Origin of the sequence: Bradyrhizobium sp. BR2003, from assembly GCF_009720285.1 — a bacterium.
Classification (GTDB): domain Bacteria; phylum Pseudomonadota; class Alphaproteobacteria; order Rhizobiales; family Xanthobacteraceae; genus Bradyrhizobium; species Bradyrhizobium elkanii.
This window is the reverse complement of sequence record NZ_SMYJ01000032.1, coordinates 156,150-175,837: the sequence shown is the minus strand read 5'-3', so window position 1 is coordinate 175,837 and position 19,688 is coordinate 156,150. Positions and strand designations below refer to the sequence as shown.

22 protein-coding genes are annotated in these 19,688 nt (G+C 65.5%); 15 read left to right on the top strand and 7 right to left on the bottom strand.

All coding sequences use genetic code 11. The annotated features are described in order from the left end of the window. Positions 1-114: 114 nt before the first annotated feature. The 9 genes from E2I15_RS27460 to E2I15_RS27420 all read left to right on the top strand — a co-directional run bounded on the left by E2I15_RS27460 (position 115) and on the right by E2I15_RS27420 (position 8,047). Positions 115-921, top strand: a complete 807-nt coding sequence (locus E2I15_RS27460) for an ABC transporter ATP-binding protein (RefSeq protein WP_137480982.1) — start codon at positions 115-117, stop codon at positions 919-921. Next, a complete protein-coding gene (locus tag E2I15_RS27455) occupies positions 918-1,706 on the top strand; it encodes an ABC transporter permease (protein WP_137480983.1) in 789 nt (262 codons plus the stop codon). The genes E2I15_RS27460 and E2I15_RS27455 overlap by 4 nt, the downstream gene beginning before the upstream one ends. Continuing rightward, positions 1,706-2,689: a 2-hydroxyacid dehydrogenase gene (locus E2I15_RS27450; protein ID WP_076832688.1), complete on the top strand. Its 984-nt coding sequence runs from the start codon at positions 1,706-1,708 to the stop codon at positions 2,687-2,689. The genes E2I15_RS27455 and E2I15_RS27450 overlap by 1 nt, the downstream gene beginning before the upstream one ends. After that, positions 2,689-3,384, top strand: coding sequence for an AprI/Inh family metalloprotease inhibitor (locus tag E2I15_RS27445; protein WP_137480984.1), 696 nt, complete (start codon positions 2,689-2,691; stop codon positions 3,382-3,384). The genes E2I15_RS27450 and E2I15_RS27445 overlap by 1 nt, the downstream gene beginning before the upstream one ends. A 192-nt stretch (positions 3,385-3,576) precedes the next feature. After that, positions 3,577-3,972, top strand: a complete 396-nt coding sequence (locus E2I15_RS27440) for a YciI family protein (protein ID WP_076832680.1) — start codon at positions 3,577-3,579, stop codon at positions 3,970-3,972. 89 nt (positions 3,973-4,061) lie between these two features. Further along, positions 4,062-5,345 carry an RNA polymerase sigma factor gene (locus E2I15_RS27435; protein ID WP_137480985.1) on the top strand — a complete coding sequence of 428 codons (1,284 nt, stop codon included), beginning with the start codon at positions 4,062-4,064 and terminating at the stop codon, positions 5,343-5,345. Between the two features lie 70 nt (positions 5,346-5,415). After that, positions 5,416-5,793, top strand: coding sequence for a hypothetical protein (locus tag E2I15_RS27430; RefSeq protein ID WP_137480986.1), 378 nt, complete (start codon positions 5,416-5,418; stop codon positions 5,791-5,793). A gap of 194 nt (positions 5,794-5,987) precedes the next feature. Continuing rightward, positions 5,988-7,016 carry a putative zinc-binding metallopeptidase gene (locus tag E2I15_RS27425; RefSeq protein ID WP_137480987.1) on the top strand — a complete coding sequence of 343 codons (1,029 nt, stop codon included), beginning with the start codon at positions 5,988-5,990 and terminating at the stop codon, positions 7,014-7,016. Continuing rightward, positions 7,013-8,047 (top strand): D-alanine--D-alanine ligase family protein, encoded by a 1,035-nt coding sequence (locus tag E2I15_RS27420; protein ID WP_028341789.1) that lies wholly within the window; start codon positions 7,013-7,015, stop codon positions 8,045-8,047. The genes E2I15_RS27425 and E2I15_RS27420 overlap by 4 nt, the downstream gene beginning before the upstream one ends. A 10-nt stretch (positions 8,048-8,057) precedes the next feature. Here E2I15_RS27420 and E2I15_RS27415 read toward each other — a convergent pair whose 3' ends face one another. The 3 genes from E2I15_RS27415 to E2I15_RS27405 all read right to left on the bottom strand — a co-directional run bounded on the left by E2I15_RS27415 (position 8,058) and on the right by E2I15_RS27405 (position 9,627). Beyond that, positions 8,058-8,330 (bottom strand): hypothetical protein, encoded by a 273-nt coding sequence (locus E2I15_RS27415; protein ID WP_016840622.1) that lies wholly within the window; start codon positions 8,328-8,330, stop codon positions 8,058-8,060. A 358-nt stretch (positions 8,331-8,688) separates the two neighbouring features. Continuing rightward, on the bottom strand, positions 8,689-9,189 hold the full coding sequence (locus tag E2I15_RS27410; RefSeq protein ID WP_246729450.1) for a Crp/Fnr family transcriptional regulator: 501 nt from the start codon (positions 9,187-9,189) through the stop codon (positions 8,689-8,691). 261 nt (positions 9,190-9,450) lie between these two features. Then, complete coding sequence (locus tag E2I15_RS27405; protein ID WP_155262588.1) at positions 9,451-9,627, bottom strand: hypothetical protein; 177 nt, start codon at positions 9,625-9,627, stop codon at positions 9,451-9,453. A gap of 262 nt (positions 9,628-9,889) precedes the next feature. Between E2I15_RS27405 and E2I15_RS27400 the strand changes: the two genes are divergently transcribed. From E2I15_RS27400 to E2I15_RS27380, 5 genes are all read left to right on the top strand, one after another. Beyond that, positions 9,890-10,915 (top strand): L,D-transpeptidase family protein, encoded by a 1,026-nt coding sequence (locus E2I15_RS27400; RefSeq protein WP_170991653.1) that lies wholly within the window; start codon positions 9,890-9,892, stop codon positions 10,913-10,915. Positions 10,916-11,078: 163 nt separating this feature from the next. Beyond that, the gene (locus E2I15_RS27395; protein ID WP_246668215.1) at positions 11,079-11,882 is read left to right on the top strand and encodes a dienelactone hydrolase family protein; all 804 of its coding nucleotides are present in this window, start codon (positions 11,079-11,081) and stop codon (positions 11,880-11,882) included. A 213-nt stretch (positions 11,883-12,095) separates the two neighbouring features. Next, positions 12,096-13,760, top strand: a complete 1,665-nt coding sequence (locus tag E2I15_RS27390; protein ID WP_137480989.1) for a thiamine pyrophosphate-binding protein — start codon at positions 12,096-12,098, stop codon at positions 13,758-13,760. 16 nt (positions 13,761-13,776) lie between these two features. Continuing rightward, a complete protein-coding gene (locus E2I15_RS27385) occupies positions 13,777-14,547 on the top strand; it encodes an SDR family NAD(P)-dependent oxidoreductase (protein WP_137480990.1) in 771 nt (256 codons plus the stop codon). A 460-nt stretch (positions 14,548-15,007) separates the two neighbouring features. Continuing rightward, positions 15,008-15,925: a DMT family transporter gene (locus tag E2I15_RS27380; RefSeq protein WP_016840630.1), complete on the top strand. Its 918-nt coding sequence runs from the start codon at positions 15,008-15,010 to the stop codon at positions 15,923-15,925. 431 nt (positions 15,926-16,356) lie between these two features. Here the strand turns inward: E2I15_RS27380 and E2I15_RS27375 are convergent, their stop codons facing one another. Further along, positions 16,357-16,533, bottom strand: coding sequence for a hypothetical protein (locus E2I15_RS27375; RefSeq protein WP_162832420.1), 177 nt, complete (start codon positions 16,531-16,533; stop codon positions 16,357-16,359). A gap of 387 nt (positions 16,534-16,920) precedes the next feature. Between E2I15_RS27375 and E2I15_RS39590 the strand changes: the two genes are divergently transcribed. Further along, positions 16,921-17,049: a hypothetical protein gene (locus tag E2I15_RS39590; protein WP_016847287.1), complete on the top strand. Its 129-nt coding sequence runs from the start codon at positions 16,921-16,923 to the stop codon at positions 17,047-17,049. On the opposite strand, the gene E2I15_RS27370 is transcribed toward E2I15_RS39590, so the two are convergent. From E2I15_RS27370 to E2I15_RS27360, 3 genes are read right to left on the bottom strand one after another with little or no spacing between them, the layout of a single operon-like run. Beyond that, complete coding sequence (locus E2I15_RS27370) at positions 17,046-17,801, bottom strand: GntR family transcriptional regulator (RefSeq protein WP_137480992.1); 756 nt, start codon at positions 17,799-17,801, stop codon at positions 17,046-17,048. The two genes, E2I15_RS39590 and E2I15_RS27370, sit on opposite strands and share 4 nt — an antisense overlap. A 6-nt stretch (positions 17,802-17,807) precedes the next feature. After that, entirely contained in the window at positions 17,808-18,788 is a 981-nt protein-coding gene (locus E2I15_RS27365) for a Gfo/Idh/MocA family protein (protein WP_137480993.1), read from the bottom strand. Further along, entirely contained in the window at positions 18,785-19,672 is an 888-nt protein-coding gene (locus E2I15_RS27360; protein WP_137480994.1) for an NAD(P)-dependent oxidoreductase, read from the bottom strand. The genes E2I15_RS27365 and E2I15_RS27360 overlap by 4 nt, the downstream gene beginning before the upstream one ends. Positions 19,673-19,688: the final 16 nt, after the last annotated feature.

Below are 19,688 nucleotides of genomic sequence, written 5' to 3'. Positions count from 1 at the left end.
CGGCGCGCGCCGACCGCCGCTGCCTCTCGAATCTCTGATGCGCTCGTCACATTGTTCGCCGCGTGGAGAGATGTCTTTCGCGGCTCGGCTGCGCTCACCATTCTCCCGCCACCGATGGTAGAGAGCGTCGTGCTGGAAACCGACGCCGTCGACCTCGCCGTGCGTCTGCGCGGCGTCAGCAAGACCTATGACAGCGGCGTGAGGGCGCTCGGGCCGCTCGACCTCGATGTGAGGCGCGGCGAGTTCGTCTCGCTGCTCGGGCCCTCAGGTTGCGGCAAGTCCACCGCGCTGCGGCTCATTGCAGGTCTCGCCGCGCCAAGCGCCGGCACTGTCGAGATCTCGCATCATGGCGCGGAGCAGCGCGGTAGCCACCGCATCGGCTTCGTATTCCAGGAGCCGACCCTGATGCCGTGGGCCACGGTGCGCGACAATGTCCGCCTGCCGCTGAAGCTTGCGCGGCTACCTGCGACCAGCGCCGATGCGCGCATCGATGCGGCGCTGGATCAGGTCGGGCTAGCGGAGTTCGCGAGGGCCTATCCGCGCGAATTGTCCGGCGGCATGAAGATGCGGGTGTCGCTGGCGCGCGCGCTGGTGACCGATCCGGATGTCCTTCTGATGGACGAGCCGTTTGCGGCGCTCGACGAGATCACGCGCTTTCGCCTCAACAACGACCTGCTGTCGCTCTGGCGCGGCCTGCACAAGACTGTCATCTTCGTGACGCACTCGGTGTTCGAGTCGGTCTATCTGTCGCAGCGCGTGATCGTGATGACGGCCCGCCCGGGCCGGATCGGCGCCGAGTTTCGCATCACCTCGCCGGAACCGCGCGGCGAGGAGTTCCGCACCTCGGCCGAATATGCCGCGTTCTGCCGCGAGGTCTCCAGCGCGCTGGCGCCATCCTATGCAGGGCAGGCGGGCGCATGAAATCTCCGCAGGACCTCGTCCGTTTTCTGCTGCCGCTTGCGGTGTTCGCCGCTGGCCTCGTGCTCTGGGAAGCCATCGTCCGCGGCTATGGCATCCAACCTTACGTGCTGCCGAGCCCGCTGTTGGTGCTGAAGACACTGGTTGCGGACTGGCCGGTGCTGTCGCAATCGCTCGGCGTCACGCTCCTGACCACGCTCGAAGGCTTCGTTGCGGCCGCAATCGGCGGCATCGTGCTGGCGCTGTTGTTCAACCAGTCGAAATGGCTGGAATATTCGCTGTTCCCCTATGCTGTGGTGCTGCAGGTCACGCCCGTCATCGCGATCGCGCCGCTGCTCCTGATCTATCTGCAGCAGCAGACCGCGGTGATCGTCTGCGCCTGGATCGTGGCGTTCTTTCCGGTGCTGTCGAACACGACGCTCGGCCTCAACTCGGTCGATCGCAACCTCGCCGGATTGTTTCAACTTTATGGCGCCTCACAGCTGCAGACGCTGCTGTTCCTGAAGCTGCCCGCGGCGCTGCCCTATATCCTCGGCGGCCTGCGCATCGCCGGCGGGCTGTCGCTAATCGGCGCCGTGGTCGCGGAGATCGCGGCGGGCAGCGCCGGTGCCGGTTCGGGCCTCGCCTTCCGGATCGCTGAATCAGGCTACCGGCTGAATATTCCCCGCATGTTCGCAGCACTTCTGCTGCTATCGCTGGCCGGGATTGTCATCTATGGGTTGCTGGCGCTAGTTTCGCACCTGTTATTGCGGCGTTGGCATGAAAGCGCGTTAGGAAAGGACAGTTGATGGCCCCGATTTCTTCCGAAAAGATCGATCTGTTGATCTATGGACCGATCCGGCCAATCCTCGAAAACGGCTTTCCCGATCAATACGTGCTGCACCGCGCCGAGAGCCGCGGCGACCTCGAGCGGCTGACGCCCGATACGATGGCCAAGATCCGCGGTATCGCCGTCACCTATCACACGATGGCGACCGACAAGACCGCGCTGGCGATGTTTCCCAAGCTGGAAATCGTCGGCAGCTTCGGCGTCGGCTACGACCACGTCGATTCCGCCTATGCGCGCGATCACAATATCGTGGTCACCAACACGCCCGACGTGCTGACCGAGGAGGTCGCCGACGTCGCGATGGGCTTGTTGATCGCGACGTTGCGCGAATTCGTCAAGGCCGACCGCTATGTGCGCTCCGGGCTGTGGCAGACCCAGAATTATCCGCTCAGCGTCGGCTCGCTGCGCGACCGCAAGATCGGCATCGTCGGCATGGGCCGGATCGGCCAGGCGATCGGACGCCGGCTCGACGCCTCGCGGGTCCCGGTGTCCTATCACTCGCGCAATCCGTCGAAGGACGTCTCCTACAAGCACTATCCCGATCTGATCGAGATGGCGAAGGCGGTCGACACCTTGATCGTCATCGTGCCGGGCGGCGCCTCGACGGCGAAGATGATCAATGCCGACGTGCTGAAGGCGCTCGGTCCGCGCGGCGTGCTGATCAATGTCGCGCGCGGCTCGGTGGTCGACGAGCCGGCGCTGGTCGCGGCACTGAAGTCCGGCACCATCCTGGCCGCCGGTCTCGACGTGTTCGCGGCCGAGCCGAACGTGCCGGACGAATTGAAGGCGATGCAGAACGTCGTGCTGCTGCCGCATATCGGCTCGGCCTCGGTGGTCACGCGCAACGCGATGGACCAGCTCGTGGTCGACAACATCAAGAACTGGTTCGCCGGCAAGCCGCCGCTGACGCCGGTTGCCGAAACGCCCGTCAAGGATCGCTGATGTCGTTGTCCCGCTTCGATGCCGTGCTGTGTCTGCTGCTGGCCGCGTGCGGTCCGGCGGCGGCGCAGGACGTCACGACGTTGAAGAGGGACATGATCGGGCAGTGGGAGCTCGCCACCACCGAGCGCAGCAAGACCTGCGTCGTGACGCTGAAGGGCGATACGGCGCCGCAAGGCTTCAAGCTCGAGCTCGAGCCCGCTTGCGCCGCCGCGCTGCCCTTCACCAAGGACATCACCGGCTGGAGCATCAAGGGCCTCGGCGACATCGTGCGGCTGCAGAACGCGGCCGGCGAGGCGGTGATCGATTTCACCGAGGTCGAGACCGGCATCTTCGAAGGCATGCGCACCAACGAGGGTGTCTATATCCTGCAAAACCTTGCCGCGGCGCGCTCGCTCGCCAAGTCCATGGACCAGATGATCGGCGACTGGTCGTTGGTGCGCGGCAACGGCCAGGCGATCTGCACGCTGGTGCTGACCAACACCGACGCCGGCAACGACAATTTCCAGGTGTTCCTGAAAGGCAAATGCGATCCGGCAGTCGCTTCCTTCAACCCGACCATGTGGCGGCTCGATCACGGCCAGATGATCCTGATGTCGGCCAAGGGCGAGACCTGGCAGTTCGAGGCCGACGACAACGCCCAGTGGCGCCGCGTCCCCGACAGCGCCGACCCGCTGATCATGCTGCGGGAGCAGTAGGCGGCGGCGTTTGCTGCAAACACCGGGCCGTCCCTGCTTTCGCAGGGTCGACGATGGGCCGGTACGATCTGCTTTTGCCCGAAAAATAATTCCCGCCCCCCTGTCGATTCACCCCCTCCCGGATCGTCGTTCCCCATAGCGAGCCGGTCTTGCGGCGATCATCGCCGCGTCTCGCCCAACAGGAGTTTTCCGATGCGCTTCATGTATATCGTCACCTCCCCCCAGCCCCCGGGCCCGCCGACGCCCGCTCTGATGGAGGCGATGGGCAGGCTTGCCGAGCGGGAAATCAAGGCGGGCCGCATGATCGACACCGGCGGGCTGCTGCCGGTCGCGATGGGCGCCCAGGTCCGCATCACCGACGGCAAGCTCAACGTCGTCGACGGGCCCTTCGTCGAGACCAAGGAGATGATCGGCGGTTACGCGATCTTCGAGCTCCGCAACAAGGAGGAGGCGGTCGCCGCCGCGGTGGAGTTCATGCAGCTGCACAAGGAGCATATGCCGGGCTGGGAGGGGACCTGCGAGGTCCGCCCCTTCGCCACCCCGGGCGCCGACGGCGGCTGTCAGGTCGATGTGTCCGCCTGCGCCTGATGCACCGCGCGAACCGGGCGTTCTCAAGCGAAGTGGACGCCGGTTCGCGTGAAGAAAGCGCGTCAAGGCAATAATCCAGGTCGGCGGCGATGACGGCCGCCGACATCCAGGCCACGATCCTTGCGGTGTGGCGCATCGAGCAGCCGCGGCTGATCACCAGCCTGTCGCGGATGCTGCGCGACGTGCCGCTCGCCGAGGACCTGACCCAGGAGGCGCTGGTCGCCGCGCTCGAGCATTGGCCGGCGGATGGCGTGCCGGAGAAACCGGGCGCCTGGCTGATGGCGACCGCCAAGCGCCGCGCGCTCGACCATCTGCGCCGCAATCGAATGCTGGCCGAGAAGCACGGCGTGATCGCGCACGACCTGGCGCGGGAGCAGGAGACCATGCCCGACTTCGATGCCGCGCTCGACGACGATATCGGCGACGAATTGCTGCGGCTGATCTTCACCGCGTGCCATCCGCGCCTGTCGCGGGAGGCGCGCGCCGCGCTGGCGCTTCGGATGATCTGCGGCCTCACCACCGAGGAGATCGCACGCGCCTTCCTGCAGGCGGAGGCGACCATCGCCCAGCGCATCGTGCGCGCCAAGCGCACATTGTCGGAGTCGGGCCTTGCCTACGAGACGCCGCGCGGCGAGGAGCTGTCGGAGCGGCTCGCCTCCGTGCTCGAGGTCGTCTATCTCATCTTCAACGAGGGCTATACCGCGGCAAGCGGCGACGAATGGCTGCGGCCGCAGCTCTGCAACGAGGCGCTGCGCATGGGCCGCGTGTTGACCTCGATCGCACCATCGGAGCCGGAGGCGCACGGGCTGCTGGCGCTGATGGAGTTCAACGCCTCGCGGATGGCGGCGCGCACCGATGCGTCCGGCGAACCGATTCTGCTGATGGACCAGAACCGCGCGCGGTGGGATCGCCTGCAGATCCGCCGCGGGCAGCTCGCTTTGGCGCGCGCCCGCGAGCTCGGCGGCGCCGGCGGCTTCTATGCGCTGCAAGCCGCGATCGCCGCCTGCCACGCCGCGGCCGGCACGCCTGATGCGACCGACTGGAACCGCATCGCCGCGCTGTATGGCGATCTCGCCGCGCTGCTGGATTCACCCGTGATCGAGCTCAACCGCGCGGTTGCGATCGGTATGGCCGAGGGGCCGCTTGCCGCGCTCGCGATCGTCGACGGCCTCGCGGATGAGCCGGCGCTGAAATCCTATCATCTGCTGCCGAGCGTGCGCGGCGATCTCCTGCACAGGCTGAGCCGTTTCGCGGAGGCGCATGCCGCGTTCGAGGCCGCCGCCGCGCTGGCCGGCAATTCGCGCGAGCGTGAGTTCCTCAAGCGGCGCGCCGCGATCGCCGCGCGTGCCGCGCTGGATCATGGCTGCCGCTGACGGCTCCGCGATTTCGACTCAAACCTCCGGCATGGTCGGGCCACGATGGAGCGCAATGGGAACTGCCGCCATGACGAAGCAATCCGTGCTGGCGATCGGCCTCGACCCGACCTTCGTCGATCTGTCCGTCGTGCCGCAGTTCACGCCCGAACTGGTGCGCAGCTATCTCGACGCACAGATCGAGGGCCTGCGGACGCTCGGCTACGACGTCGAGAGCTGCCTGATCGACCTCGGCGATACGGCGGAAGCCGTAACGGCGGCGGCCCTCAACGCGCGCCGCTACGACTGCGTCGTGATCGGTGCCGGGCTGCGCGAGCCGCCGGAGCGGCTCTTGCTGTTCGAGACGATCCTCAATCTGGTGCACCGGCTCGCCCCCGATGCCGCCATCTGCTTCAACACCAGGCCGGCCGACACCGCCGCGGCCGTGCAACGCTGGGTCAAGCCCTAGGACGCAAGATGAGCGTCGCCTCGAGCCGGCGAATCGGGCTCGGCGCGCTGCCCGCCGCCCAAGGCGGACGCTCGGGCCGGGTCCGGCCCGCTGCCGGCATTGGCCGGGGGCGCGGCGCGAAGGCCCGGCGGTTGTTGCCGGCGGCAACCTATGACACCATTCAGAGTCCGATTTGTTTTAAGCTTTGGAAGCCCATGCCGCGCCGCAAATTTGCCTGGGAGAAGCTGACGGACGAGCAGTTGCTCGCGCAACCGCTCAGCCGTCTGAGGGTTGCCGTCGAGGGCACCTGGCTCGCCGATTGTGTGAATACGCTATACGAAGAGCTCGAGGAGCGCGGCGTCCGGTTGCGGCCGCACACATGGATCTCGAGCGAATGGTTCAGCCCGGCCGATGTGCCCGGCATCGCGATCCCGTTCTACCTCGCCCATCCTCGCCTGATGAAGCTCGAGAAGAAGATGATGCTCGACGTCGAGGGCGCCTCGTGGTCCGAGTGCATGGCCATTCTCCGCCACGAGGCGGGGCACGCGGTGCAGCACGGCTACCAGCTGCAGCGCCGCCGGCGCTGGCAGCAGCTGTTCGGCCCGTCGTCGCAGCACTACCCGCGCTACTACCGGCCCAATCCGGCCAGCCGCAATTACGTCCAGCATCTTCGGCTCTGGTACGCGCAGAGCCATCCGGACGAGGACTTCGCCGAGACCTTCGCGGTGTGGCTGCGGCCGCGCTCGAACTGGCGGACGCGCTATGCCGGCTGGCCCGCGCTGAAGAAGCTCGAATATGTCGACGAGCTGATGGGCGAGATCGCCGGCAAGCGGCCGCTGCTCGCGACGCGCGAACGGGTCGATCCGCTGCATACGCTCAAGCAAACGCTCGCCGAGCACTACAGGAAGAAGCAGGCGTTCTACGCCTTCACGCCGCCGAAGACCTACGACCGCGATCTCTCCAAGCTGTTCTCCGCCGATCCGCGGCATTATCGGCGTCCGCCGGCCGCGGCCTTCATCAGGCGGCACCGCGCCCAGATCAGGCAGCTGGTGGCGCGGTGGACGGGCGAGAACCAGTTGACGCTCGATGCCGTGCTTGACGACATGATCTCGCGCTGCCGCGAGCTCAATCTGCGTGCCGTCGGCCCCGAGCAGAAGCTCGTGACAAACTTCACCATTCTGCTGACCGCCAAGACCATGCACGCGCTGTTCGGCCCGTCGCGCCGGAAATGGATCGCGCTATGAAACAGCTTCGCATTCTGGTGCTGATGCACCCGGACTGTGTGCCGCCCGACTCCAGCGATGGATACAGCGCGCGGGAGATCAACGAGTGGAAGACGGAATACGACGTCGTCAGCACCCTGCGCGCGGCCGGCCATGAGGTTCGTCCGCTCGGCGTGCAGGAGGAAATCAAGCCGGTGCGCGACGAGATCGAGGGCTTCAAGCCGCACGTCGTGTTCACGCTGCTGGAGGAGTTTCACTACGACGTCGTGTACGACCAGCACATCGCGAGCTATCTCGAGCTGATGAAGATCGCCTATACCGGATGCAACCCGCGCGGCCTGATCCTGGCGCGCGGCAAGGATCTGTCCAAGACGCTGGTGCACCATCGCCGGATCCCGGTGCCGGCCTTCGCGGTGTTTCCGATGCGCCGCAAGGTCAAGCGGCCGCCGCGTCTCGAGCTGCCGCTGATCGTCAAGAGCCTGAGCAGCGATGGATCGCTGGGTATCTCGCAGGCGTCGATCGTCGATACCGACGAGAAGCTCGCCGAGCGCGTCGCCTTCATCCACGAGCGGATCGGAACGGCCGCGATCGCCGAGCAGTTCATCGAGGGACGCGAGCTCTATGTCGGCGTGCTCGGCAACAACCGGCTGCGGGTGCTGCCGGTGTGGGAATTGAAGTTCGGCAGCATGGGCGGCCCTGCCGCGCGCCAGATCGCCACCGAAAAGGTCAAGCACGATACCAGCTATCAGGAGCGGGTCGGGATTGTCGACGGCCCGGCCGAGGACCTCACGCCGGAACTATCCGCCCATATTCAACGGCTGGCGAAGCGCATCTACCGGACCCTGGGGCTCGACGGCTATGCGCGCATCGACTTCCGCCTGTCCACCAATGGCGTTCCGTATTTCATCGAAGCCAATCCCAACCCCGAAATCGCCAAGAGCCAGGAGTTCGCGACGGCCGCCGGGCATGACGGGCTCAACTATCCGGATCTCCTGCAGCGCATTGTGACGCTCGGAATAAGCCGCGCCAAGGCCGGCGCATCGCTGGGCTGACTCCAGGCCGTCAAAGGCTGCGCTGCATCGGATGGCGTCGCGCATCTTTGGGGATGAACATCGCAAACGTTTCCCTAACGCGCGCGGCCGGCGTCACGTTGCCGGCGGCTGCGGACACAGGGGCCGCCGTCGGATGAAACGCGTCCGGTTCCGGCCAGCGCCGTGCAAGGACTTCGTTTACCGAAACCGGCATGGCGAGCCCATCACTGCGGCAGCTGTCGTAGACGTACAAACCGGCAAGAAAAATCGATACGACAACAAGGATCGTCCTGAAAATCGGCATTGTGTTTGCGCCTTCTTGATTGAGGCGGACAATGCCCGGTGACGGTGAACCGCGCGTTTAGCGCTCCGGTCGATCGGCCGATACGGTTCCCAACTCATGAACGTCGGAGCGTAAACGACCCGCTTACCAATGCCTTCAAGGTTGCGGCAACCAGCTTTCCTCACCGGCGGGAAAGAAGTCTCTGGCATTGAGAGACCAACAACAAGACTGAGGAGGCACCATGTTCGTCGCCATTCGAGTCATGATCCTGATCGCCAGTGCATATGCCGGCTCGGCCGTTGCAGAGATGCAGTTTGCGCCGCTGCCGAGCCTTGCGGCTTCGTCCGCGCCGTAGCGCCGGCAGGCGAGGCGGCGCACGTTACGCCGGATTGGGCGCCACCGCGCCGACCCGGATTGCGCGGGCTGCGTTTTCCGTCATCCTCGTCGCGGTCAAGCGCAGGAAATACAGCGACAGTCCCGGGTTGCGCTCGCACAGCTTCCTCAGCGCGCCGTCGCTGATCCAGAGCAGATCCACATCGGTCGCAGCTTGAGCCGTTTGCGTGCGGCGGCGCTCGAGCGAAAACAGCCCGATTTCGCCGAACAGTTCGCCCGCCGATACTGCGCGATCGATCTCGGGAAACCTGACCTCGCCCGATACGACCATGTACAGCAGGTCGGCGTCGTCGCCCTTCCGGAAGATCGTTTCTCCCGCCTTGACGTGCTTCGGCTGCATGAACGGCTGCAGCCAGTTCGGGGAAAGGTCCGTCGCTGCAGCCCGCTTCGCTTTCCGAAGCAGCCGAACCATCTGGAACAGCAACACCACGTTCAGCGGCAGCAGAATGATATGCAGGATGAGCACCGGGTAGATCCGGTCGCCCAATCCATAGCAGATGAACGCGAGATTGCTGAATATCGCGACAGCGCGCAGGCTCAGCATCGTGCTCATGCAGAACGTCAGCAACACGATAGCCGACGCCAGATAACCCAAACCATCGATCAACGTCATGACAACGCCCACTGGAAAATAAATTGCAAGCAAACCGATCTGAAACGACCGGCAACATACACCAGGGCATTCATTTTCCTGAGCGGAAATATCGCCGGCCCACGCTTGCGGCGGCGCACGCGTCGTGACGCGGCCTCAGCTCGACGAACGTCCGCGCGAGGTGACGTGAACGGCCCGGCCCTTCGCCGGCTTTGTCCTGCCGGCAACGACGGCCGGGCGCGCCTTGCCGAGCGCGAGCCGCCTGCGCGCGCGGCCGGCGACCGACCTTGCCGCCTCTCGCGCGGCCTCGGTCTTGCGGATGATCGTCGTCACCGCGGACGCCGGCGACGCCGCGACGAAGGCGACATCCTTCGCCTTCGAGAGGCCGCCGATGCCTTCGCACGGCGTTCGCTCCGCAAATCGATACGAATGGCGAGCGTGTCAGCATGCTCGATCCAGTCCTCCGCCTTGGTGCCGGTGATGATCCGGACATGGTCGCGGGTGAGCTGTTCCGTGGCGGAACTTCGCCGCTATTCGCATTGGAACTTCGAGGCTTTCCGTAGCTTTATGGAAGGTAGCCACGTTGGGATGCACGATGTTCCGACCGTTTTCCGCTGCGCGTTTTGCTGTTGTCCTTTTGCTTGTGTCGGCCGCGCCGGCGTTGGCCGCGGCTCTCGATGCCGCCGCGATCAATGACGAGGCGGCGCCGCCGGCAAAATTGCCGGACCGCCGTCAGCTCAGCGCCTTCATTGCCAGGCTCGAGATCCTGCTCGACCGCGCGCATTTTTCTCCCGGCGAGATCGACGGCAAGCTGGGTGACAACGCGCAGAAGGCGCTCAGGGCGTTTGCCGAGGCGAGTGGATTGCCCTTCGACAACGCAATAACGCCGGAGCTCTGGAGCAGGCTCACCGCCGCCAGCGACGGGCCTGCGATCGTCAGCTACACGATCGTCGATGCCGACGTGAAGGGACCGTTCGTGAAGAGGATCCCGGCGAAGATGGAGAGCATGAAGAGCCTGCCGACGCTGGGCTACACCAGTCCGCGCGAAGCGCTCGCGGAAAAATTCCACATGAGCGAGGCGCTGCTTCAGGCGCTCAATCCGGGACGGAAGTTCGACAAGGCCGGCGAGACCATTGCGGTTGCGAACGTCGTCGATGCCGGAAGCGCAACGCCGATCGCGCGCGTCGAGGTCGACAAGACGCGGCAGACGCTCGGCACGTTCGATGCGGCAGGCAAGCTGCTCGGCTTCTATCCTGCGACGGTCGGCAGCGCGGATAAGCCGACGCCGAGCGGAACGCTGAAGGTGACGGCGATCAACAAGAACCCGACCTACCGCTACAATCCAAAATACGCGTTCAAGGGCGTCAGATCGAAGACGCCCTTCACGATCAGGCCCGGTCCGAACAACCCGGTCGGTGCGATCTGGATCAACCTCTCGGGAGAAGGCTATGGCATTCACGGCACCCCCGATCCCGGCAAGATCTCCAAGGCGGAGTCCCACGGCTGCGTCCGGCTCACCAACTGGGACGCGCAGCGCGTCGCTGCCGGTGTCGCGAAGGGCACGCCGGTTGCGTTCGTCGATAACGCGACGAGCACAGCAACGACGGCTGAGAAGCGCTGACCGTGACGCAACATCGTTCACGCATCAGCAACCGACAGAAATGTCGGCGGCGCTCGAGAGATGATGCGCAGCTTGCGGAGCAAAGCCGCTCCGCTTTCCAAGCCTAGCGCGGGATTCGCTGGTATGCCAATGTCGCGTCGTGCCAAACCCGCAGGAGGTCAGCATGCGAACGATCATAACGAACATAGTGGGAGCACTCAGCGCCATCGCGATGGTCGCGAGCGCGCACGCAGCGGTCAAGGAGGAGCCGGTCACCTACAGCGATGGCGAGACCACGATGAAGGGCTTCGTCGTCTATGACGACGCGACCCAGGCCAAGCGGCCCGGCATCGTCATGGTGCATGAATGGTGGGGCATCACCCCGCATATCCATAACGAGGCGCGGAAGTTCGCGGAGCAGGGTTACGTGGCCTTCATCGCGGACATGTATGGCGATGCCAAGACCGCCGACAACCCGAAGGATGCCGGTGCGCTCTCCGGGGCGGTAATGAAGAACCCGAAGGTGATGGAGCAGCGCTTCAACGCCGCGCGCGAGCAACTCGCCAAGCAGGCCTCGGTCAATCCGCAGCGGATCGGTGCCGTCGGTTACTGCTTCGGCGGAGCGGTGGTGCTGAACATGGCGCGCACCGGCGCCGATCTCGCCGCCGTCGCAGGCTTCCACGCCTCGCTCGGTCTCAACACCCCCGCACCGGCGCCGGGCACCGTCAAGGCGAAAATCCTGATCCTGAACGGCGCTGACGACCCGTTCGTGAAGCGCGAGCAGTACGATGCGCTGAAGAAGGATTTCGACGCGGCGAAGGCCGATTACCGGATCGTCGAGTATCCCGGCGCGGTGCACGCGTTCACCAACCCCGAAGCCACCGAGCTCGGCAAGAAGTTCAATTTGCCGCTCAGATACGACGCCAAGGCCGATCAGGAATCCAAGGCCGAAGCCGCCAAGCTGTTTGCCGCCAACCTCAAGAAATAAGCAACAAGGGCCACCCGAACGGTGGCCCTTTCCATTCATGGCGGCTTTGGCCGCGGAAGTGGCAGGGCCGCGGCCTCGCTGGCGCGTTCGCGCCTCGAAGCCATGCGGAAGACGCAGCCGGCCGCGCGGATGCCAGCCGACTCGCACGGTTGCCACGGGGCGCTCCCCGGCCGATGATGCGCAGAACGGATCAGAACAATCGAGAGGGAGCGAATGCGCGGGCGTCGTGTGCTGATGGAATCGTTCGTGTCGCACGGCGTGCGTCATATCTTCGGCAATCCCGGCACGACCGAAACGCCGCTGCTCGACAGCCTGGCGGCATTTCCGCAACTCGAATACATCATGGCGCTGCATGAAGGTGTCGCGGTCAGCGCCGCCAGCTTCTACGCGCAGGCGTCGGGACGCGTCACCGTCGCCAACCTGCACGTCGCTCCCGGCCTCGGCAACGGCATCGGCTCGCTGTACGGCGCGCTGAAGGCGGGTTCGCCCGTGGTCGTGACGGCCGGCCAGCAGGATACCCGAATGCGGCTCAACAACCCGCTGCTCGGCCACGACCTCGTTGCGATGGCAGCGCCGGTGACCAAGTGGAGCGTGCAGATCGAGCGCGCCGACGAGATCGCGCCGATCATGCGACGCGCGTTCAAGGTGGCGACCGACGCGCCGCAGGGGCCGGTGTTCGTGTCGCTGCCGATCGACGTCATGGAACAGGAGACCGCGGTGGAGGCGTCGACGCCGGATCGTTTGTGGCGATCGACGCGCCCCGATCCGGAAGGCATCGAAGCGCTCGTCGCCCTGCTTCTGAAGGTGAAAAAGCCGGCCATCATCGCCGGTGACGACGTGGCGCGATCGGGCGGCGAGCAGGCGCTGGTGGCGCTCACGGAGGCGATCGGCGCCACCGTGTGGTTCGAGGGGCTCCGCCATCACGCGCCGTTCCCGACCAGCCATCCGAGCTATCGTCAGTCGCTTCCCGGCGACGCCCGGCAAGTGCGCAAGGCGCTCGGCGATGCCGATCTCGTGCTGCTGATCGGCGGTCCGTTCTTTGAGGACATCTGGTTTGCGCCTGGTGGCCACATCCCTGACGGCGCGTCAGTGCTGCAGATCGAGGCCTCGGCCGAACGCCTCGCGCTCAACAACCGGCTCGATGCCGGTATCGTCGGCGACATCGCCGTCAGCGTCAGTGCCTTGACGGAGGGGGTGCGTGCACAGGCGAGCGCGGACTTCAGGCAGGCCGCGCAGAACCGCAATGCCGCGCTGGCCGAATTGCAGGCGAAGGAGAAGGAGGCCTATCGCGCGCGCGTCGAGAAAAGCTGGGACCGCCAGCCGACCGCGATGCCGCGCGTTACCGCAGAGCTGCGTCGCGGGCTGCCCGACGATGTCGTCATCGTCGATGAAAGCATCACGGCAAGCCTCGATCTCGCGCGCGCCTTCGATTATCGCGGCTTCGGCGACTATTTCGGCGGCCGTGGCGGCGGCATCGGCCAGGGCCTCGCCGGCGCGATCGGCGTCAAGGTCGCAATGCCGGACCGTCCGGTTGTCGCCATCTCCGGCGACGGCTCGGCGATGTACGCGATCCAGGCGTTGTGGACCGCCGCGCACCACAAGCTGGCGATCGTGTTCGTGGTGCTGGCCAACCGCGAGTACCGCATCCTCAAGCACAATGTGGACGTGTGGCGGCAGAATTTCGAAGCCGGCACCCAGCATCCCTATCAGAACATGGATATCACCGGCCCCGCACTCGACTTCGTGCATCTCGCGGCCGGCATGGGCGTCGAGGCGGTCAGGGTCGAGAAGGCCGACGACATTGCCGGTGCAATCGCAAAGGCTGTCGCGGCCCGGCGGCCGTACCTCGTCGAGATCGCAATCGAAGGCAAGCGCTGATCCGAAGGAGTTTCTCATGGCAGGCATTCTGGACGGCAAGGCTGCATTGGTGACGGGCGGCGGCTCCGGCATCGGCCGGGCGACGGCGATCGCCATGGCGCGCGAGGGTCCGCGCGTGGCGGTGTCCGACCTCTCGAAGGAGGGCATCGATGAGACGGTCGCCTTGATCAATGCCGCCGGCGGCCAGTCGATCGCGATCCAGGGCGACGTCACCGACGAGGCCGATGTCGCGAACATGGTGGCCCGCACGGTGTCGGCGTTCGGGCGCATCGATTGTGCGTTCAACAATGCCGGCGTTGCCGGGCGCTCCGTCGGCCCGCCCGGCCAGCGCATTCATGAACTCACGCAAGCCTCGGTGGCCAGGATGTTTTCGGTGAATCTGATGGGCGTGTTCCTGTGCCTGAAATACGAGATCGCGCAAATGCTCAAACAGGGCGGTGGCGGCGCCATCGTCAACACGGCCTCGATCGCAGGCCTGGTCGGTCTTGCCACGTCGGGCCATTATGTTGCGACCAAGCACGGTGTCGTCGGGCTGACCAAGTCCGCTGCGATCGAATATGCCCAGGACGGCATCCGCGTGAATTGCGTCAATCCCGGATACATCAAGACGCCGATGACCAGGGAGACGATGGACGAACGTTACGACGAGATCATCGCCAAGGTGCCTGTCCGTCGCCTCGGCGTACCCGAGGAGATCGCGGAAGCCGTGGTCTGGATGTGCTCGGACAAGGCGTCGTTCATGACAGGCGCATCGCACGTGGTCGACGGCGGCTACAGCGCCGCCTGATCTTCCGAAGGGCCTTTGTTTACGTTAGTGGACCAGTCGCACAAGCATTTGATCATCGCGGCATGTATGGCCGTGTTGATCTTCGCGGCCTCAGTGCTCTTGCTGTGAGTGATGCATCTCAGGCAATATGGCGTTGGGCAACGAAGAGCTTCGAGATTCGGTGTTCAAACTCAATCGCATCGTCGGTTTCATCATTCTAGCAGCGCTCGTCTACGGCGTGCTCCAGGCTTGCGGGCTACTTCCTGACGGCGCACCTCGGCTGCTTCCTCAACGCAGCGGCTCGCCTGCGGCTTGAGATTGATGCTCCAAATCCGAGCGTCCGCTGCTGGCCCAAAACGGACACTGCGGCGGCGCGGAATGATGATGCCGTCTGACCCAGGCAGACTCCGGCAAGCTTGCGCCGACCAGCCGTGCATACCAGTGGGTTGATCCGTCTCGGCAGCTCACGTAGTCGTTCGCGATGAACGAACGTCCGGCCAACGCCAAGGCTGCAGCCCTTCCGGATACGAAAGCCATCCTGCTCGGGGTCGCCTGCGGCCTCGGCGCGGCGCTGTGCTGGGCGCTCGGCTTCGTGGCGACCCGGCACGGCCTCAAGGTCGGCTTCACGCCCGTCGACCTGCTGATGCATCGCTTCCTGTGGTCGGGCATCGCCTTCCTGCCGCTCGTTGTGCGCGCCGGCCTCCGCGATCTCTGCGGCATCGGCTGGGGGCGCGGCATGGCGCTGATGCTGCTGGGCGGGCCGGTGATGTCGCTGATCAGCTATGCCGGCTTCATGTTCGTGCCGCTGGGGCATGGCAGCGTGATCCAGCCGTCCTGCGCGACGCTGGGCGGATTGTTTCTCGCGGTCGTCCTGCTGAAGGAATCGGTCTCGCTCTCGCGGGCAGCCGGCGCTGTCGTCATTGTCGTCGGCCTTGCCGTGATCGGCAGCGAGTCGATCGGCCATATGGGGCCGAGCGCCGTGATGGGCGATCTGATCTTCGTTGCGACCGGATTGATGTTCGCTGGCTTCGCCACGCTGGTGCGCTATTGGCGTGTCTCGGCGTTCTCCGTGGCCAGCGTCATCAGCGTGTTGTCGCTCTCGCTGTTTCCACTGTATGCCGTCTCGGGTGGGCTCGCTCGCGATGCGGCCATCGGCCTGCATGAAAACGCGCTGCAGGCCATCGCCCAGGGCATCCTGGCCGGGCCCGCGGCAATGTATTTGTTCGCGGTGTCGATCCAGCGCCTCGGCGTTGCCCGCGCAGCCGTATTTCCTGCGACCGTGCCGGTGTTGACGCTGCTGTTGGGATGGCTCCTGATCGGCGAGCCACCGACCACGCTGCAGGCGGCCGGGTTGGCCGCCGTGTTGGCGGGATTCTATCTCGCGCAGCGGCAGCGCTAGACGGCTTGCCGCCGTCCCGATTGGCGCGGTCGCGGCGACGATAGACAAGCATGTGAGGGATCGCGAATGGTGCGGCTCCCCGCCGTGTCGCAATGAGACGCCGATGCAAGTTCAACGTTTGGCGCTGCCGATGCTTGCAGGGCTCGTGCTTGCAGCCGAGAATGCGGATATGTGACTCACAGCGGCGTCAAAAACTCAGTGTCGTCTGGGCGAAATCCAGGACCCATTACCCCAAATGAGAGTTGTTGCGCGATGCTGGAGCCATGATCCCGTTCATGATCAAGCGCAGTGGATATGAGTCCTGGCTTTTCGCCAGGACGACGATCGTGTATGTAGCATCCGCACGGTCATCGCCCGGCTTGCCGCCTCCGCTAAAGCTTCGGCGCGCCAAAGGAAACTGTGCGCCCGAGCCGCTCAGCGCGGCGGCGACCTTACTGGTCCACCTTCGGCGTCTTGCCGGCAATGTCGAGGCCGAACCGGAGCGCGCGCTCCTGGCGCTCTTCCGTCAGCAGCTTCAATTCCCGTTCCAGCGACCGCGCGACCTCGTCCTGGGTTTCCTTGGAGCGGCGACGGGAGTCGCCTTGCGGTTTGGCCGGTTCGGCAGTCACGAGAGAAACCCTTGTCATCACAGTGTCACAGGCCCTGATGGCACGGCGGGAGTCGGGGCGACAATCAAAAAGAATTCAGTGGGCGTATCTTTGGAAGGTTTGTTGTGCGTCTGACTCAAATTTGGGCAGAAAATTCTCTTAAGTGTTGTCTCGAATGGAGCCGAACCGCTTCGGCCCACGGTCTCATCAATTCGGATGAGAGAGCCTGGTTCCGACGAAATCATTTCCGGATTCGCACGAAGGCGTCCTGAAACCGACAAGGTCTAACCTTAGTAGCGTTGTGAAGGACGGCTGCATGGTGAGACGCTGAGGACTGCGGTGGTGAGATTCACGACCTGGGTCGAGAGATCAGTCGGTCCTGTAGAGACGTTGGGGATGATCCCGGAAATGAAGAAGTTGAATGCCGTGCCTTATGTCTGGGCGGCCGCGCTGATCGCGGTCGCGATCTGGGGCGTGAGCGGCACCCCGCAGACGGCACATACCTCTGCCAGCACGCATCTGGCCCGGGTGCGCTAGAGCTTCGGCCGCAGCGAGCGCTGCATATCCATCGTGTAGGTGTAGCGCCCCTCGGGGTGCGTGGTGATGGTGACCTCGAACAGTTCCTCGCGCTGGCCGTAGTAGCGGCGTACCACGGTGAGCGCCGGCGAGCCGGTCTTGACGCCGAGCGCCCTGGCGATCGGCGCCGGCATGCCCCGCACGAAGATTTCCATCTGCGCGCGCTCGGTGACCTGGCCGTACATCCTGGCGATCTGCTCATGCACCGGGGTGCGGCCATGGTCGGGCCGGACCACGACATCGGCGAACCGGCGCAGCACATAGATCTCGGCCCAGCCGAGCGGTGCGGCGAACTGGTCCGAGCGGCGCACCGCCTCGATCAGGAACCAGCTCTTGCCCGGCTCGCATTTCAAAAGCCCGGCCAGCTTGCGGTCGGCCACGATGTCGCTGCTGGCCACGACCTCGCGGTAGGTCTCGTTGGAATAGCGCAGCCACTCGCCGAGCGACTTGACGCTGTGGGTGAACAGCACCGGCGGCTCGGATGCGATCACCACCGAGCCGAGGCCGGCGCGGCGCACGATCAGGCCCTGGTCGATCAGGATGCGCAGCGCCTCGCGCACGGTCTGCCGGCTGGCCTGGTAGCTCGCCATCAGTTCGGTCTCGGTCGGCAGCAGATTGCCGACCGCGTAGGTGCCGAGCCGGATGTCCTTCTGCAGCCCGGTGGCGATGTCGCGATAGCGGGACGATCTCGCCCTGTCCGGTTGTTCAGACATGGCAGATCACTGGCATGCCATATGGCAGGCAACGGGATGTCCAGACTGCATCGACTGCAGCGCGGCCTCGAACGCAGCGAGCGTCGCCAGCACGTCCGCTTCAGGCACCGGGAACGGCTGCTTGCCTTCGACCGCGTCTGCAAAGGCCGCAAGTTCCGCGGTCAGGGTGTCGATCGCCGGATAGCGCGTCGTCGCAGGCGCCTCGCCGGATCTCCGCAGCACCATCGTCTGTTCGTCGAGCACCTCGGCGGATCCCTTCGTTCCGAACACATGCACGCGCCAATAGAACGGTGTTGCGCGAATTGTCGCAAGGGTTGCGCTCACGCCATTCACAAATTCAATCGCCAAGGTTGCAGTGTCGAGCGGCGGCGGTCCGGCCTCGCGCGCACTCAACCGGGCATAAACCTGTCGGGCAGGACCAAGGAGGCTGACGAAGCCGTCGAGCACATGCAGCCCCGCGCCGGTCAGGCCGCCGCCCGGCGATTCCTCGGGCGACAGCCGCCAGCCCTGGGCGATGCTCTGCGAGTTCTCGTTGCTGTTGTGGCCCTCGACATGCAGGATGGTGCCGAGCTCGCCGCCGGCTGTGATCGTGCGCAGCGCCTGCATCGACGGCCAGAACCGGCGGTTATGCCCGACCGCGAGCACCACGCCGGCACTGCGGCACGCCGCGAACATCTCTGCGGCATCGGCGCGCCGAAGCGCCAGCGGCTTCTCGCAAAACACCTGCTTGCCGGCGCCGGCTGCCGCGATCACCTGGCCCTTGTGCAGCGAATGCGGCGTCGCCAGCAGCACGGCATCGATGCGAAAGTCGGCGAGGACATCGTCCAGGCTCGCCGTGACGGAGAGGCCGTGCGTCTCGCAAAAGCTGGCGGCGCCGTTGGCGTCGGGTTCCACCGCGCGGACGATCCTGAGCCGCGGCTCGCTCTGCGCAGCCTCGACCAGTGCGCGGCCCCACCGGCCGAGGCCCGCGATCGCACAGTTGATCATGACTGTCCCTCACCATGGCCGCGGCCGGCCCGGATCGCTTCGATGACCGCGGCGCTGTCGTTGTCCGGCCCTTGCAGCGCGATCGCCGCGCGCAGCAACCCGGCCTGCACCGAGGTCAGCGGCAAGGGCAGGCCGTGCCGGCCGGCCTCCTGCAGGATCAGTTCGGCATCCTTCAGGGTCTGCGCGATATGCGATTGCGGCGTGAAATCCCGCGCCAGCATCTTCGGCCCCTTGCTGTCCATCACCTTGGAATATGCCGCCGATCGCCGCGCGGTCGCAAGGAACGCCGCGCCCTCGAGGCCGAGGCTTTCGGCAAAGGCGATGCCCTCGGCCAGCGCGGCACGGTTGTTCTGCAGGATCAGGTTGATGGCGAGCTTGGTGCGGCTGGCATTGCCGATCGCGCCGACATTGATCCGCTGCGGGCAGAGAATGTCGAGGGTAGCCGTGGCGGCGTCGATGACGTCGGCATCGCCGGCGACCAGCGCAGTGGCCGTGCCCGCACGGACCTCGGCGCTGGTCCCCGAGATCGGCGCTTCGATGAAGGCGAGGCGCGAGCGGGAGGCGAATTCGGCGATTGCCATGATCTCGCCCGGCGCGCAGGTGGTGGTGCAGATGACGCGCGGCGGCGGCGTCGCGTTGGCAAGGTCCGGCAGCAACGTCCCGACCTGAGCCGCGTCATACACCGCGATGACGATGGTCCGGCAGCGCGCCGCGACGTCGGCGGCAAACGCCGCGAACTCGGCACCGCTCGCTCTCAAGCCATCCGTCTTCGCAGCGTCGACGTCGAAGCCGATCACCCCGATGCCGGCGTCGATCATCCGCGCGGAGAGCGCCGAACCCATCAGCCCCAGGCCGATCATGCCAACAGGTGTCTCGCGAGCCATGATGCGACGCCGCCTC

Bases quoted from the DNA above. Each gene is read 5' to 3' on its own strand.
- E2I15_RS27460 (WP_137480982.1), top strand. From the start codon at position 115: ATGGTAGAGAGCGTCGTGCTGGAAACCGACGCCGTCGACCTCGCCGTG.
- E2I15_RS27455 (WP_137480983.1), top strand. From the start codon at position 918: ATGAAATCTCCGCAGGACCTCGTCCGTTTTCTGCTGCCGCTTGCGGTG.
- E2I15_RS27450 (WP_076832688.1), top strand. From the start codon at position 1,706: ATGGCCCCGATTTCTTCCGAAAAGATCGATCTGTTGATCTATGGACCG.
- E2I15_RS27445 (WP_137480984.1), top strand. From the start codon at position 2,689: ATGTCGTTGTCCCGCTTCGATGCCGTGCTGTGTCTGCTGCTGGCCGCG.
- E2I15_RS27440 (WP_076832680.1), top strand. From the start codon at position 3,577: ATGCGCTTCATGTATATCGTCACCTCCCCCCAGCCCCCGGGCCCGCCG.
- E2I15_RS27435 (WP_137480985.1), top strand. From the start codon at position 4,062: ATGACGGCCGCCGACATCCAGGCCACGATCCTTGCGGTGTGGCGCATC.
- E2I15_RS27430 (WP_137480986.1), top strand. From the start codon at position 5,416: ATGACGAAGCAATCCGTGCTGGCGATCGGCCTCGACCCGACCTTCGTC.
- E2I15_RS27425 (WP_137480987.1), top strand. From the start codon at position 5,988: ATGCCGCGCCGCAAATTTGCCTGGGAGAAGCTGACGGACGAGCAGTTG.
- E2I15_RS27420 (WP_028341789.1), top strand. From the start codon at position 7,013: ATGAAACAGCTTCGCATTCTGGTGCTGATGCACCCGGACTGTGTGCCG.
- E2I15_RS27415 (WP_016840622.1), bottom strand. From the start codon at position 8,330: ATGCCGATTTTCAGGACGATCCTTGTTGTCGTATCGATTTTTCTTGCC.
- E2I15_RS27400 (WP_170991653.1), top strand. From the start codon at position 9,890: ATGTTCCGACCGTTTTCCGCTGCGCGTTTTGCTGTTGTCCTTTTGCTT.
- E2I15_RS27395 (WP_246668215.1), top strand. From the start codon at position 11,079: ATGCGAACGATCATAACGAACATAGTGGGAGCACTCAGCGCCATCGCG.
- E2I15_RS27390 (WP_137480989.1), top strand. From the start codon at position 12,096: ATGCGCGGGCGTCGTGTGCTGATGGAATCGTTCGTGTCGCACGGCGTG.
- E2I15_RS27385 (WP_137480990.1), top strand. From the start codon at position 13,777: ATGGCAGGCATTCTGGACGGCAAGGCTGCATTGGTGACGGGCGGCGGC.
- E2I15_RS27380 (WP_016840630.1), top strand. From the start codon at position 15,008: ATGAACGAACGTCCGGCCAACGCCAAGGCTGCAGCCCTTCCGGATACG.
- E2I15_RS39590 (WP_016847287.1), top strand. From the start codon at position 16,921: ATGAAGAAGTTGAATGCCGTGCCTTATGTCTGGGCGGCCGCGCTGATC.
- E2I15_RS27370 (WP_137480992.1), bottom strand. From the start codon at position 17,801: ATGTCTGAACAACCGGACAGGGCGAGATCGTCCCGCTATCGCGACATC.
- E2I15_RS27365 (WP_137480993.1), bottom strand. From the start codon at position 18,788: ATGATCAACTGTGCGATCGCGGGCCTCGGCCGGTGGGGCCGCGCACTG.
- E2I15_RS27360 (WP_137480994.1), bottom strand. From the start codon at position 19,672: ATGGCTCGCGAGACACCTGTTGGCATGATCGGCCTGGGGCTGATGGGT.